14 protein-coding genes are annotated in these 13,893 nt (G+C 62.3%); 8 read left to right on the top strand and 6 right to left on the bottom strand.

Annotation, left to right across the window (positions count from 1 at the left end; genetic code table 11):
• Positions 1 to 12: 12 nt before the first annotated feature.
• Both KGZ40_05000 and KGZ40_04995 read left to right on the top strand, forming a co-directional pair.
• Positions 13 to 480: a hypothetical protein gene (locus KGZ40_05000; GenBank protein MBS3956867.1), complete on the top strand. Its 468-nt coding sequence runs from the start codon at positions 13 to 15 to the stop codon at positions 478 to 480.
• Between the two features lie 70 nt (positions 481 to 550).
• Complete coding sequence (locus KGZ40_04995) at positions 551 to 976, top strand: hypothetical protein (GenBank protein ID MBS3956866.1); 426 nt, start codon at positions 551 to 553, stop codon at positions 974 to 976.
• On the opposite strand, the gene KGZ40_04990 is transcribed toward KGZ40_04995, so the two are convergent.
• Positions 960 to 1,889 (bottom strand): LysR family transcriptional regulator, encoded by a 930-nt coding sequence (locus KGZ40_04990; protein ID MBS3956865.1) that lies wholly within the window; start codon positions 1,887 to 1,889, stop codon positions 960 to 962. The two genes, KGZ40_04995 and KGZ40_04990, sit on opposite strands and share 17 nt — an antisense overlap.
• A gap of 429 nt (positions 1,890 to 2,318) precedes the next feature.
• Here KGZ40_04990 and KGZ40_04985 point away from each other — a divergent pair, with 429 nt between their 5' ends.
• Positions 2,319 to 2,861 carry a TetR/AcrR family transcriptional regulator gene (locus KGZ40_04985; GenBank protein ID MBS3956864.1) on the top strand — a complete coding sequence of 181 codons (543 nt, stop codon included), beginning with the start codon at positions 2,319 to 2,321 and terminating at the stop codon, positions 2,859 to 2,861.
• 79 nt (positions 2,862 to 2,940) lie between these two features.
• Complete coding sequence (locus KGZ40_04980; protein MBS3956863.1) at positions 2,941 to 4,848, top strand: cation:proton antiporter; 1,908 nt, start codon at positions 2,941 to 2,943, stop codon at positions 4,846 to 4,848.
• A gap of 42 nt (positions 4,849 to 4,890) precedes the next feature.
• Here the strand turns inward: KGZ40_04980 and KGZ40_04975 are convergent, their stop codons facing one another.
• Positions 4,891 to 5,409: a methylated-DNA--[protein]-cysteine S-methyltransferase gene (locus KGZ40_04975; GenBank protein ID MBS3956862.1), complete on the bottom strand. Its 519-nt coding sequence runs from the start codon at positions 5,407 to 5,409 to the stop codon at positions 4,891 to 4,893.
• 90 nt (positions 5,410 to 5,499) lie between these two features.
• Here KGZ40_04975 and KGZ40_04970 point away from each other — a divergent pair, with 90 nt between their 5' ends.
• Entirely contained in the window at positions 5,500 to 6,336 is an 837-nt protein-coding gene (locus KGZ40_04970; protein MBS3956861.1) for an aldo/keto reductase, read from the top strand.
• A gap of 90 nt (positions 6,337 to 6,426) precedes the next feature.
• Here the strand turns inward: KGZ40_04970 and KGZ40_04965 are convergent, their stop codons facing one another.
• Positions 6,427 to 6,999 (bottom strand): rubrerythrin family protein, encoded by a 573-nt coding sequence (locus KGZ40_04965; protein MBS3956860.1) that lies wholly within the window; start codon positions 6,997 to 6,999, stop codon positions 6,427 to 6,429.
• 225 nt (positions 7,000 to 7,224) lie between these two features.
• Here KGZ40_04965 and typA point away from each other — a divergent pair, with 225 nt between their 5' ends.
• From typA to KGZ40_04950, 3 genes are all read left to right on the top strand, one after another.
• On the top strand, positions 7,225 to 9,066 hold the full coding sequence (gene typA / locus KGZ40_04960) for a translational GTPase TypA (GenBank protein ID MBS3956859.1): 1,842 nt from the start codon (positions 7,225 to 7,227) through the stop codon (positions 9,064 to 9,066).
• A 66-nt stretch (positions 9,067 to 9,132) separates the two neighbouring features.
• The gene (locus KGZ40_04955) at positions 9,133 to 10,008 is read left to right on the top strand and encodes an SDR family oxidoreductase (protein MBS3956858.1); all 876 of its coding nucleotides are present in this window, start codon (positions 9,133 to 9,135) and stop codon (positions 10,006 to 10,008) included.
• A gap of 54 nt (positions 10,009 to 10,062) precedes the next feature.
• Positions 10,063 to 10,521, top strand: a complete 459-nt coding sequence (locus tag KGZ40_04950) for a hypothetical protein (GenBank protein ID MBS3956857.1) — start codon at positions 10,063 to 10,065, stop codon at positions 10,519 to 10,521.
• A gap of 28 nt (positions 10,522 to 10,549) precedes the next feature.
• On the opposite strand, the gene KGZ40_04945 is transcribed toward KGZ40_04950, so the two are convergent.
• The 3 genes from KGZ40_04945 to KGZ40_04935 form a co-directional block, all read right to left on the bottom strand.
• The gene (locus KGZ40_04945; protein ID MBS3956856.1) at positions 10,550 to 11,665 is read right to left on the bottom strand and encodes a hypothetical protein; all 1,116 of its coding nucleotides are present in this window, start codon (positions 11,663 to 11,665) and stop codon (positions 10,550 to 10,552) included.
• A 14-nt stretch (positions 11,666 to 11,679) separates the two neighbouring features.
• A complete protein-coding gene (locus KGZ40_04940) occupies positions 11,680 to 12,054 on the bottom strand; it encodes a hypothetical protein (protein MBS3956855.1) in 375 nt (124 codons plus the stop codon).
• Between the two features lie 95 nt (positions 12,055 to 12,149).
• A complete protein-coding gene (locus tag KGZ40_04935; GenBank protein MBS3956854.1) occupies positions 12,150 to 13,664 on the bottom strand; it encodes a TrkH family potassium uptake protein in 1,515 nt (504 codons plus the stop codon).
• Positions 13,665 to 13,893 lie beyond the last annotated feature (229 nt).

Raw genomic sequence — 13,893 nt, 5'->3', positions numbered from 1 at the left:
AGGAGATGTCCGATGAAAAGATCGGTATCCATAGCGCTCGGAGTCCTTGGCGTGGCGCTTTTTGGAGCGTTCACGGCGGCTGTGTTCGCCGAGTCGCAAGCGAAAGATTACATGATGGTCGGCGTGATCGTGGCCGAGGATAACGTTGCTCTTGAGACTGAGGACCAGCCTGGCGCAACGGACGCGATCATGGTAGAGGAGGTCCTTGCTCCTGACGACTCGTGGCTGGTGGTCCACCTCGATGACAACGGGTCTCCGGGGATGCGCGTCGGTCTTGCCGCGGTGCCACGTGGTGTCTCGAAGGAAGTTCGCGTTGAGCTCGACGACGAAATGCTTACCGACACCCTCTTTGTCGCGTTGCACGCCGACCGCGGCGCGCGCGGAGAGTTCGAGTTTGCGATGGACATGTTCCACAAGAGTCCGGACAAACCGTACTTTGTCGGTTTCGAGGAGGTCGCACGGCGAGTGGCCATCAAGTGAATATTTCGGAGGTTCAGGATCGTCAGTTGGCAGGAGTCAGGTTCGGGTATCCTGGTTGTTGACGTAGGCCATGACGGCACTTAGGGCGGACGTGTACGAACGCGATTACATCTTGCGCCTGATCGCGTCAGTGGGGCAGATGCTCCGGGCGATGGTGCACGCTGTGCGCGAACAGCGTCCGGATGATTCGCTTGAGATCGCGCGCGACGCGGTGGAGGCGTTGCTCGACACGCCCATCACTCTCGCCGACGCGCTTACAGGTGACGGACTCGTGACGTTTCTTTCGTCTGGCGGACAGCTCGACGTCGTGAGGGCTCGGTTGCTGGGTGAAGTACTATCGGCGCGCGCCGACGCTTTTGAGCTCGCGCGAGAACCGGAAAGGGCCGAGGCCGAGCGCGGGCGCGCCCTCACCGTACTTCAAGCGGCGGAACCGCTGGCTGAAGGAAACGACGCCGAGCGCATCGCGGAGTTCATCGCGGCTATCGGGGAGGGGTGACGTTCGTCTCGATCTCGCGGGCAACCGCTCTGAGCTCATCGAGAGCGGCCGCTATCGCTGGCAAGCGGCCGCTGCCGCTGCGGATGACGGCGACGACGTGACGGTTTACGGTGATGTCGTCGGGCCGCCGGAATACGACACCGGGATACTCGGCGAAACGAGCAAGCGGTGGCACGAGCGCCACACCGAGTCCGGCGGCCACGGCTGCAAGTATGACCTGGTAGTCGTTTGAGTGCAGATCGATCCGCGGTTCGAAGCCCGATTCGCCTCCCAGTTTGATCATGACATCCATAAATGGTGATCCGTCGCGCCCGACTACCCACTGCTCGGAACTCAGGACGGCAAGGCTGATCGCGCGTGAGGAGTTCGCGTACGGATGTGACGCGGACAGGGCGATGTCGAGCGGTTCGGTCATGAGGTGGAGGCGTTCGATCCCTGGGTCGGGACGCTCAGGCAAGCGATCGAAACCGTACGAGATGATGACGTCGAGCTCACCGAGCTTGAGAAGCGGGACGCTCTCCTCGGGTTCCAGGTCGTTCATGGTGGGACGGATCCGTGGGTGGTTCGCGCGCAGGCGCGCCAGCGCGGGGACGAGCAACGCGCGTGCCGCGGTGGGAAACGCACAGGTGTGGAGCGGGCCCGCGATACCCGCGGAAATGTCCTCAAGATCGGCGCGGGCCTCTTCGAGCACCGTAAGGACTCGCTCGGTGTGGGCGACGAGCCGCTCGCCCGCAGCCGTCACCCGCACGCCGCGTCCCACTCTTTCGAGCAGTGGGATGCCTACTTCTCGCTCTAATACCGCCATCTGCTGTGAGACTGCCGACGGCGACAGGTAGAGAGCTTCTGCCGCCGCCGAGATCCCGCCACGGGCCGCCACTTCCCGCAGGATGCGCATGCGCTGGATGTTGAACATGAAGTATATCTTAAATGAATATCAAGTGGTTGGCTATATGACTGAAAGAATCCATAGCCGATACTGGTAGACAGGAAGAAGCCCGTTCAGTTGCGAAGGAGTGATCACCGATGATGCAGGACAGCTTCAGCGACAGGGCCGTGTATCTCGGCCGCACGCTCCTCATTGCAGGATTGGCGGTCGTTGCCGCCATAGTCGCGTCCGTGTTCTGATCCGCGACACGTCTCCCGCTGCTCCCGCGCGGCCGTCACCGGTTCATCCCGCCGGCGACGGCCCGCTCCCTTTTTGGGGCGGAGCCGCCTGTCGCCATCGCATCGTCACCTCTCGGCTACAGACGCGGCCGCGAGCGCGTTGACCGGCCTTCGAGCAGGAGCGATAATGGAAACTGAAACGTAAGAACGGTTTCCTTGGGGGACGGAGGTCGAACGAGTGGCTGTTACCAAGAGCGAGATCGTCGCGAGTTTCCGACGGCACATCGAAGATGTTGGCCTCCGCACAACATCTGTTGAAGACATTGCTCGTGAGCTCCACATCTCCAAGAAGACCGTGTACGTGCACTTTAAGAGCAAAGATGACATTTTCCGGCACGTCTTGCAGGAGATGGCTGTCGAGGAGAAGACGCGGATCACCGGAGCGCTCGACGGTCTTGGCACGTGTGCCGAGAAGATCGAAGGACTCATCGGCATCATCTTCCGTACGACCCGCGACTGGTGGCGAGAGCACAAGACGAGTGAGTTTGCAGAGCGGTTCGAGATCGGAGAGAGGGTGTTTCTGAGCGCCTACACTGAGCTGATCTCGGAATGGGTCGAGTCAGGTGTGAAGAGCGGAGAGTTCCACGTGTCCGGGTCGACCGCAATGACCGTGACGTTTATCGGTGGAATCATCCTCGCGGGGACACGCTTGCTGCAGCACGACACAGAAGTCGAGCCGGAGATCGAGGTCGTCGCGGTCGTGCGCAAACTGCTGGCGTAGGTATCCCGCGCGGCGGCGGGACGCGAAGCCGGGTTGGCGTACAATGGATCCGACGCCTTCGATCCAGGGGAGTTCCTGCTTGTTCGCGAGTGTCTATTACGAGATAGCTGCGACGCTTGCAATCGCCGGCGTGTTTGGGGCGATAGGAACCGCCCTGCGCCAGCCGCTCATCATCTCCTACATCGCGGCAGGCATCTTTGTGGGTCCCGCAGTGCTCGGCTGGGTGACGGCCACCAGCCAAATCGAGCTGTTCGCAAGCATCGGCATTGCGATTCTGCTGTTTGTCGTGGGCTTGAAGCTCGATATTGGACTCATCTCGAGCGTCGGCCCGGTTGCGCTTGCGACTGGTCTGGGCCAGGTGGCGTTCACGTCAGGTGTCGGGTTCGTCATCGCGCTCATGCTTGGCTATGGAACCACCGCGGCGATCTACATCGCCGTCGCCCTCACCTTTTCTAGCACGATCATCATCGTCAAATTGTTGTCGGACAAACGCGAGATCGATTCGCTGCACGGACGCATCGCGGTCGGGTTCTTGATCGTGCAAGACATAGTCGTCGTGATCGTCATGATCGTGCTTTCCGCCTTTGGCGGTGACGACGGCGTCGCGTTGCCATCTGTGCTGCTGAGGGTGCTTCTAACGGGCGCGGCGTTTGTCGCACTCATCATGGTTCTCATGCGCTTTGTCATCCCCCGGGTTCTCGAGCGGGTCGCGCGCTCTCCGGAGCTGCTCGTGATGACGGCGATAGCGTGGGCGATTTCGCTCGCCGCGCTCGGGGACGGTCTTGGTTTCAGTAAGGAGGTTGGGGCGTTCCTTGCGGGGTTCTCGCTCGCGTCTACCAAGTTTCGCGAGGCGATCGCTTCTCGTTTGACGAGCGTTCGCGACTTCCTCCTGCTGTTCTTCTTTATCGACCTGGGAAGCAAGCTGGACGTCACGACCATCGGCGATCAGATCGTTCCGGCGCTCGTGCTTTCGGTGTTTGTGCTCGTTGGAAACCCGCTTATCGTGGTGGGCATCATGGGCTTCATGGGGTATCGACGCCGCACCGGCTTCCTTGCCGGGTTGACCGTCGCGCAGATCAGTGAGTTCTCACTCATTTTAGCGGCGCTCGGCGTCTCACTCGGTCACATCGGCTCCGAGACGCTCGGCCTGATCACGGTGGTAGGCATAATCACAATCGCGCTTTCCACCTACCTCATCTTGTACTCTCACTCGATCTACGACCGGTTCGAGAGGCCGCTGCGGTTTTTCGAACGGCAGCGGCCGTTTCGTGAGATCGCCGCCGAGGAGGGCGACATCGGACCCGCACGCGTCGATGCGATCGTGTTCGGTCTTGGCAGGTTTGGATCGCGAGTCGCCGATGGCCTCCTGGGGCGCGGGCTGCACGTCCTCGGCGTGGACTTCGACCCTGCGGCGATACGCGAGGCGCGCAGTCGTGGAGTGCCGACCCAGTACGGGGATGCGGACGACCCTGAGCTTACCGGGACACTGCCGCTTGGGCAGGCACGCTGGATCGTGAGCACAACGCCTGTCATGGACGTCAACCTGTCGCTCCTGCACGCGCTCCGAGTGCACGGCTACCAGGGCAAGGTCGCGCTGACAGCGCATTCAGACGCGGAAGCCGAGAAACTCAAGGCCTCCGGCGCCGACCTCGTGCTGCTGCCGTTTGTCGACGCGGCCGACCAGGCGGTCGATCTCCTCACAGGCCAGGCATTTCCCATCGACGTGCGTACGCCCGAAGATATAGGCATCACCGTCGAGCGGCTCATCGTCGAAGACTGCTCACCGGGGGTGGGCGCACGCTTACTCGATCTTGGCGGACCGAGCAAGCCGCTCGTCGTCATGTTGAAACGAGGAGAGCGGGTCTTCGTTCCCACCGGGAGGACGATCATCGACGCCAAAGACGAGCTGTTCGCGCTTGGCAGCGATGAGTCACTTGCGGAACTGCGTGCGCTGCTCGCGTGTCCGGTTGAGCGCGCGGACGGGTAGGCATGGGCACCGCGCAGTGCCGCGAAGGGGCGGCTTTGAGGGCTACCGAACACCTTCGCGTTCGAGCAGAGCGGCTTTGCGCTCCACCCCAGAGGCGTATCCGGTGAGTGAGCCGTCAGCGCCGATCACGCGGTGGCACGGGACGAGAACGCCGACAGGATTCGCGCCACACGCTCGCGCGACGGCACGGACCGCAGTTGGGCGCCCCACGCGCCGCGCGAGTTCGCCGTACGTGATGGTCGTTCCGGGCTCTATTTCGGTGAGCGCGCTCCACACAGAGAGCTGGAATGGAGTCCCGCGCATGTCAAGCGACAGCGTATCCGGACGTGCCGAGGCGGGTTCCTCGACGATTGTCGCGATCGCCTCGACCGGGAACTCCATTGCAGAGTTGGCCGGTTCGATCTGTGCGCGTGGGAACCGGCTCTTGAGTCCGGCGAGGAGCTCGGCATCGTTGTTCCCGAGCGAGACCGCGCAGATGCCTGCGTCGCTGCAGGCGACGAGTAGTTGGCCGAGCGTCGTGCGGGTGGTGGCGTAACGGATCCGTTCGTCGGTGGGGGGCATGCGCGCTCCTTGGTCGCGGTGCGATTCTGTACGAAGAGTACCGTGCACGTGCACGGTTCGGGAATAGAGAGGCGAGGAGGTGGTCGGCCGATGGAGCTTTCGATCGACACTACGGTCACGCTGGCAAACGGTGTGGAGATGCCGGTTCTTGGTTTTGGGACGTTTAAGATTCGCGGCGATGAGGCGTACACGTCTGTGCGAGAGGCGCTCGATGTGGGGTATCGCAGCATCGACACAGCGTCGCTTTACGGCAACGAGGCCGAGGTGGGACGAGCACTTCGCGACAGCGGTATCGCCCGCGGCGAGGTCTTCATCGCAACGAAGTGCTGGAACGATGAGCAAGGCGAGCAGGGTGTGCTCACCGCGCTCGAGCGCTCGCTTGGGCGGCTCGGACTCGACTATGTAGACCTCTACCTCGTGCACTGGCCGATCAGCCGACTCTACGCTTCCACATGGCGAGGGATGGAGCGGGCTTTCGAGTCAGGCAAGGCACGAGCTATCGGTGTGTGCAACTTCCTCGGTTCTCACCTGGACGGGCTTGCCCAGGTGGCCGAGATCGCGCCGATGGTCGATCAGGTCGAGCACCACCCGTATCTCCAGCAACCGGCGCTCCGCGACCGGCTGCGGCGTGATGGTATCGCGCTCGAGGCGTGGGCGCCGATCGCTCGCGGTCGCTTGCTCGACGACCCCGTGTTGCTCGACATAGCCGCCAGGCACTCCGTGACCCCAGCGCAGGTCGCTATCCGCTGGGTGCTCCAAAACGGTGGGATCGCGATTCCCAAGTCGGTGACGCCGTCGCGTATCCGGGAGAACGCCGATGTGTTCAGCTTTGCCCTCTCAGACACCGAGAAAGCCGCGATCGACGTGCTTGATCGCGGAGAGGACGGCCGCTCGGGGACGCATCCGGACGAGTTTGCGAGGAGCTGAGCGAAAAGCCGCGAACGTGATTCGACACCGTTGAAGGAGGGGTCCGTTCCGCGCGGACCCCTCCTTCATTGAACGGTGCGGGTCCAGCGCCTAGTAGTTCTCGGCGAGGATCTCGTAGTGCGCGCGCGGGTGCGCGCATGCGGGACAGAGCTCGGGCGCCTCGGGACCCTCGTGGACGTAGCCGCAGTTGCGACAGTGCCACTTGACGGTCTCTGCACGCATAAACACTGTGCCTCCCTCGACGTTTGCCAGGAGTGTACGGTAGCGGGACTCGTGGAACTCCTCGACTTCGGCGATCTCCCTGAACGACTCGGCTATCTCGGGGAAACCCTCCGCATCGGCTGTGGCCGCGAAGTCCGGGTAGAGAGTTCCCCACTCCATCTTCTCGCCATCGGCGGCGTGGAGCAGGTTTTCCGCGGTACTTCCGAGCGTGCCCGCGGGATACGCCGCGGTGATCTCGACCTCGCCGCCTTCAAGGTACTTGTAGAAGACCTTCGCATGCTCCTTCTCGTTCTCGGCGGTCTCGAGGAAGAGCGCGGCAATTTGCTCGTAGCCCTCCTGCTTCGCGATCGACGCGTAGAAGGTGTAGCGGTTGCGCGCCTGGGACTCACCTGCGAACGACTTCAGCAGGTTCTGCTCAGTACGGGTGCCCCTGATGCTCATTCGTCATCCTCCATTGTTCGGAACCATTACGATTTGAAAGTCTACACGAACGGTACGCTCACGTACAATGACCGTTTCAGCGACCGCGTGCGCATATTGGACTATGACTACGGCCGATCGGGTTCGTCACTCCGCCGCTAGGCGTGCTACCCTTATCCGCTGTCCCGGGTGCCCGTGATCGTCGGTTCGCATATCGGGTACCCACTCTTCGAAAGGCTTCATGTCATGCGCGCCGAGGACATACGCAACATCGCGATCATCGCTCATGTCGACCACGGTAAGACCACGTTGGTCGACAGGCTCTTGCACACCACCGAGGTGTTCCGCGAGAACCAGCAGGTTGTCGAGCGAGTTCTTGATAGTGGCGACCAGGAGCGTGAGCGTGGCATTACGATTCTCGCAAAGAACATCTCGATCCGCTGGCGCGATGTGAAGATCAACGTCATCGACACTCCGGGACACGCTGACTTCGGCGGCGAGGTTGAGCGTGTCCTCAAGATGGCCGATGGTGTTCTGCTCATCGTGGACGCTTTCGAGGGCCCAATGCCGCAGACGCGGTTTGTGCTTCGGAAAGCGCTTGAGCACGGGCTGACACCGCTTGTAGTCATCAACAAGATCGACCGGCCCGGCGCTCGTCCCCACGAGGCGGTCGACGCCGTGTTCGATCTGATGGTTGAGCTCGGTGCTGATGACGCGCAACTCGACTTCTCAACGGTGTTCGCGTCGGCTGCCGAGGGTTACGCGCGCTTTCAGCCGGACGATGGCGGCACCGATATGACTCCGCTCCTTGATGCCGTGCTTGAGCACATCCCCGCCCCTGATGTCGATGTCGACGGGCCGGTAGCGATGCAGGTGTGCACGATCGGCTACTCGGATTACGTGGGCAGGATCGGAATCGGTCGCATCTTCTCGGGCACGATGCGCACGGGCGATCGGGTGCTTGTCATCAAAAACGACGGGAGCCGCTACGAGGCGACCGCCAAGCAGCTGTACACGTTCGAAGCGCTCGGGCGGGTCGAGGCGACCGACGTGCATGCGGGCGACATCGTCGCGGTGGTAGGTGTTGACGGGGTCGATATCGGCGACATGCTCACATGCCGCACGGCACCGGTTACGCTCGGCCCGATTCACGTCGAAGATCCCACAATGGCGGTGGTTTTCTCGGCGAACACGAGTCCGTTCGTGGGACGTGAGGGCGAGATCGTAGGCGGACGCCAGCTCAAAGAGCGTCTCATGCGCGAGGCCGAGGCGAACATCTCGATGCGTATCCGGGAGGTCGAGGACCGAACCGGGGTAGAGGTGGCCGGCCGAGGGGTCCTGCACCTTTCGGTACTCATGGAGACGATGCGGCGTGAGGGCTATGAGTTCCAGGTGGGCCGTCCGCAGGTCATCTACCGGCGTGAGGGCGGCGACGTGCTCGAGCCCTATGAACTTGCCGTTGTCGATGTGCCCAGCGAGTACGCCGGCAAGGTGATCGAAGCGTTTGGCGCGCGTGGTGGAGAGATGCTCGACATGGTGCAGCGTGACAACCAGGTCCACCTCGAGTTCTCGATCCCGTCGCGTGGCGTGATGGGCTTGCGTACTCGCATCCTTAACGCGACACGCGGGGAGGCTACGCTCTTCCACCACTTCAACGCGTACGGTCCGTACCGCGGGGAGCTCGGCGGACGTCAAAACGGTTCGCTCATCGCTATGGGGACCGACAGGGCGGCCGCGTACGCGCTCGACTCGCTCCAGCAGCGCGGCACGCTTTTTGTCGCACCGGGAGACGAGTGTTATGCGGGGATGGTCGTTGGCGAAAACGCAAAGGCCGGGGATCTCATCGTCAATGTCTCCAAGGCCAAGCAGCTCACCAACATCCGCGCTTCGACCAAGGACATGGGAATCATCCTTGCGCCGCCGGTGAGGTTCACACTCGAAGAGGCGCTTGAGTACATCGAGGACGACGAGCTCGTGGAGGTCACCCCTCGCTCAATCAGGTTACGAAAGCGGGTTCTCGACGCCAGCGACCGCAAAAAGAGCGAGAAGAGCGGAACGGGCGCGGTGGATACGGACACTCGAGGGTAGATTATCTAGTATTAATCACCAGCGCGCTGTATACTCCTGGGGGTAGTTCACGACGGAGAGGCGTCGATGGACGGGTTGCGGTTCAAGCGGGCACTTGTAACCGGTGCGACCAGCGGTATCGGCTTTGTCACCGCGCGCGAGCTTGCGCGCATGGGCGCTGACGTCGTGGTGCACGCGCGCACCCAGCGGCGTGGTGAGGCCGCGAGGGATCTGATCGCCGAACAGACCGGTACGGACCGGGTGGAAGTTCTCGTCGCGGACTTCACCGACCTGTTCGCGGTGTGCGCCGCGGCAAATGAGTACGTGCACCGATACGACCGGCTCGACATTCTCGTGCTAAACGCAGCGGTGATCAATCCGCAGCGACTCATCTCTGAGCATGGCAATGAGCTAACTTTTCAAGTCAATCACCTTGCGCATTTCATGCTTTGGCGCGTGCTGCAGCCGCTGATGTGGGCGTCTTCCCCATCTCGCGTGGTTCACGTCTCGAGCGACGCGCACTACGCGGCCAGGCGCGGGATCCGGTTTGATGACCTCACCCTCCGTGACGGATGGAACCCGTTTGCGGCGTACGCGCACTCGAAGTTGGCAGGCATCATGTGGTGCTATGAGCAGGCGCGGAGACTCGCGCCAATGGGGGTCACGTGTAACGCGGTGCACCCGGGGATGACGGGGACCGGGCTCGCTGTTCGCGGATACGGCGCGTGGGGCCGCGTGATCGGAGCGCTCTCGCCCCTGACGGCCAGAAGCGTCCAGGAGGCCGCTGAAACCGTGATATGGCTCGCGGCCTCACCGGACGTCGAGGGCGTCACAGGCGGTTACTTCTTCAACGGCCGTCACCATCGTTCGTCGGCTGCCAGCCGTGATGAGCAAGAGCAGGCCCGTCTCTGGGAGCTATCGCGAGAGCTGTCCGGGTGTGGGTGTCTTACCTGCCCGCAATAACCGCGTCCTGCCCAGTTGTTCATTCGTCACAGAAGAAGGAGTGCCCCCAGGGGTATGATGGTCACACTTTGGTACGGCGCGCCTGACACTATCGACCTGGGGGCGAGGGAGAGCCGCCGGAGCGCGTCATGTTGCGATGGGGGTGTGACGATGGACACTCGTACGTGCCACCGATGGGTCGTCAGTGAGGCTGAACTCAAGGGACTTGACGCACTGCGTGCACGGGATCTTCTCGTAGAGTGTTTTATGGCCGCGCAGAGAGAGACTTTCGTACAAGCGAAGGGTGATCTCGGTCTGCCGATCGATGAAGAGGGTCTCAGGAGGAGCGTGGTGAGTGCGGTCAGGGGCGCGTTCAAGTCGGCCGGTGGAGACTACAGCGCTCCCACTCGGCAGAGTCTTGAAGGTGCCATTGAAGTGCTAGCGGCGAGCGCGTCGGCGTGGGGGACGCCGCGAGAAATCATCAGACACCATCACGCTCAAATCGAACGCGTCATCGCGAGGGTGCCAGCGTAGACATCGCCTTGCCGTCGGCCATCATGGCTTAAAACGACCGTGCGGCACGATACGCGGCTGGCCGGTCATGGGCCGAATCGACGATCAGTGCCTGAATCTCGACCCAGCGGTTGAAGTCATTCGCGATGGCGTTGCGCGTCTCGACGGAGGCGTTGAACTCCGAAACAAGGCTGTTGTATGCCGAGACGCCCGCATCATGCTCGTCAAGGCGGCCCCCAGCGCGGAGCGATTCCAGCCGCGCCTGCTCGGCGTCGACATGCGATCGAGCGGCTGCGATCTCCGTGTCAGCTCGCGAAACGGCGTCTCTGAGTTCCGTGATGCGCTCATCTGCGTTAGCGAGCAGGGCGAGAATCGCGGCGACCTCGTGTCCCGATTCGTACGCGACGGTGCCCTCACCGATAGGGATGACTCGCGGCGCGCTCTCCAACGTGATGCCCCCGTCGAGCTCACTTGGCACCATGCCGATGTATCCGGGGCTGGTGGTTTCGATGAACGCGTAGCCGGTTCCTCGGTAACAAGGACCCTTCGTGCGCACTCCGACGGCGACGTGCTGCTCAGGCTCGAAGAGCATGATTGCGACATCGTAGCCCTCGCGGGCGAGAAGTCCGGCGAGCAACAACGCCTTGTCATCGCAGTCGCCCGAGCGATCGGCAAATGTCTCGACCGGAAACTTGGGCTCGAGCTCATCAGGGCCAGTCCGGTACTCAAACGATTGGACGAACGCCACTAAGAGTTCAGCGTACCGGTCCAAATCGAGTGTCTCGCTCGTGCGGATGTCTCGCAGGGGCGCAAGAAGGTCGGAGAAGAACGGATCTTGTTCGGTGTCCCAGATGAATGCCGGGTAGTACTCGTCGATCCACTCGCCGGAACCAGATCCTCCAAAGCGCACGGCACTCTTGGTGGATGACCGGGCTCCCTGGTAGAGGGACTCGGCGACGGCTACCGAGATCGTCCGTTCGCGGCCCTCGAACCGGAAGGTGTGTGAAACGGCCCGTGTTCCCGCCGCTGTCATGTCGGGCGTGATGGAGGGGTAGATGACGCCTGCCGACAACAGGTGCCCGCCGTCGAGGCCGCACGCCACCGTGGTTGTGAGGGTGATGGCCGCAAGCGCTACGGTGAAGATGCGGCGAAGGCGACCGTTCATGCGCCGGTGGTCCGCTACTTGCGGACGTACCAAGTGGGGGTGGTCGTCGTGCTGTCGGTAGCCAGTACGCCGTGGCGGTCGTCGCCGTCCCATGTAATGTTGAATGTGCGGGTTCCCGCAGCGAACTCGACATCGATACGGTCCGGATTGGGCATCGCGAACGGCACTTCGGATCCGTCGTCGAGCACCAGCGTGCCGTCGGTGCGGAACTCAACTACTCCGTCATCACCCGTCCATTGTCCGAGAATGCGCTCGTCGGCGATACGGACGATCGTGTCACTGCCGCCAGACTCCGCTCCCTCTTCTGGCGTCGCGGGTCCGCATCCAGTGAGGAAGAGCGTCCCGGACAGCATTCCGGCAAGCACACACCCAAGCAGCGTCCGTCTCATGTCGCGCTCCTTTCCGGATACTGGTACGGGTACTCCCGCAGTCTACGCGTCGAGGGCATGTCTCGTCGAGTGCTGAGATGATCCACAGATTCGCCTCACCGTTTTGGCCGACCGCCCGCCAGCGACGTGATGATGTGGGCGGCAAGCACAAGCACAGCGAGGAACTCGAGGCGACCCGCCCACATCTGCGCCATATAGGTGAGCTTGAGTCCCGTGGGCATCGCAGCTGACGTGATGCCTGTCGACAGCCCTACGTTTGCGGTCGCCGAGATCGACTCGAACGCGGCCTCGCCTAGATCGTATCCGTAATTCGCGCCGATGACCGCCCCGGTGACGTACGTGATCATGTACATAATGAACACCATGGCCGAGGCGCTGACGGTCTCCGGTGTCAGCAATCTCTCTCCGAGGTGATGGTAGCGCGCACGCATGACCGCGCTTTGAGGCGCTAGGGCTTCACGCACCTGCTGCAAGAGCGCCTTTCCAATCACTCCGAGGCGTAGCGCTTTGATGCCACCGGCTGTCGAGGAAACCGCCCCGCCGGCCGCCATGGCGATCAGTATCGCGGCGAACCCGGCTCCGCCGACATCGGCGAGCCACTGTGACCCGTAAAGCGTCTGATGTCCCGCACCGCTGTGGGCTGAAAACACGTGGTAGACGCCCTTACGAATAGCGGCGAACGGCGCCTCAAGCGTGTGTGTCGTCGCGAACCCGATCGCCGTTACCGCCGAGAGGGCCGCCACGCTTGACGCGAGAACCCTGACCTCGATGCTCTGCCACAGCTCTCTTCGGTCCCCTCGCCAGACTTGCGCGTGCAGGTTGAAGTTGAGCGAGCCCGCGATCATCAGGAAGATGGTTACCGTCTCGAAAAGGAAGTTGTGGTAGTACATGGCGTTCATGGACTGCGGACCAAACCCGCCCGTGTCGTATGTGGCAACCGCAGCCCAAAATGAGTGCAGTACCGCGCGCCCAGGGTCCATGCCGAGATATGTGGTTACCGCGAGCAGTGCGAGCGTTCCTAGCGCGATGTAGGTGGCGGTCACGAACCAGATGAAGCGTACCGTATGGATGACGTTGGGCAGGATGCGCTCGTCGCGTCCCTCGGCAAGGTAGAGCGAGAAGCCGCCTGAGCGCAGGCCGACACTCAACGATAGCGCCGCCACGACGATACCTTGACCGCCGATCAAGTGGGTGAGGTGGCGCCACATGTTGTGAGCGTGAGCCATGTGGTCGAGATCTTGCGCCACGGTCAGCCCAGAAGTCGTCAACCCCGACATCGCGTCGAATAGCGCGTCAATGTAGGAAAGGTAGTTTCCGGAAAGCGCGAGGGGAATCGCTGCGACCATCGAAGCGACGAGCCAACCGAGTGCGGTGATGATGAGGGCGTGTGTCTGGCGCAGCCGGTCAGGACGGGTCTCAACGTTCATCATGAGTGCACCGATGGTGCAGGTCACACCCATGCCCAGAAGGTAGTCTGTTACGGCGGCCCACTCACCCCATACGATTCCGGTGACGAGCGGGACCGACATAGCCAGCCCGATGCCGATCACGAGCACGCCGACGTAGTGCACGATGAGGCGCTGGTCGGAAGAGCCGAGTCGTATCCACATCGCGCGGACCTCAGGTGACCCAGGCGATGAGCGCCGCCATCAGAGACACTCCGCCGATGAACGCTCCGAACGCTAGTAACTCGACAAGCAGACCTACACGCCAATGTTCGAACGGACTTTGAAGCCGGTGCGTGCGAATAGTGGCCCCTCCTCCGGGTTGCTTCCGTGTCTTAAGCGACCGTTACCAGGATATGTCCGCGCGGGGGAAGGAGGCAACAACGACTGCCTC

The organism is Clostridiales bacterium, assembly GCA_018333995.1.
GTDB lineage: Bacteria > Actinomycetota > Coriobacteriia > Anaerosomatales > SLCP01 > JAGXSG01.
The sequence above is the reverse complement of the archived record's forward strand: the minus strand, read 5'-3'. Positions and strand labels throughout refer to the sequence as shown.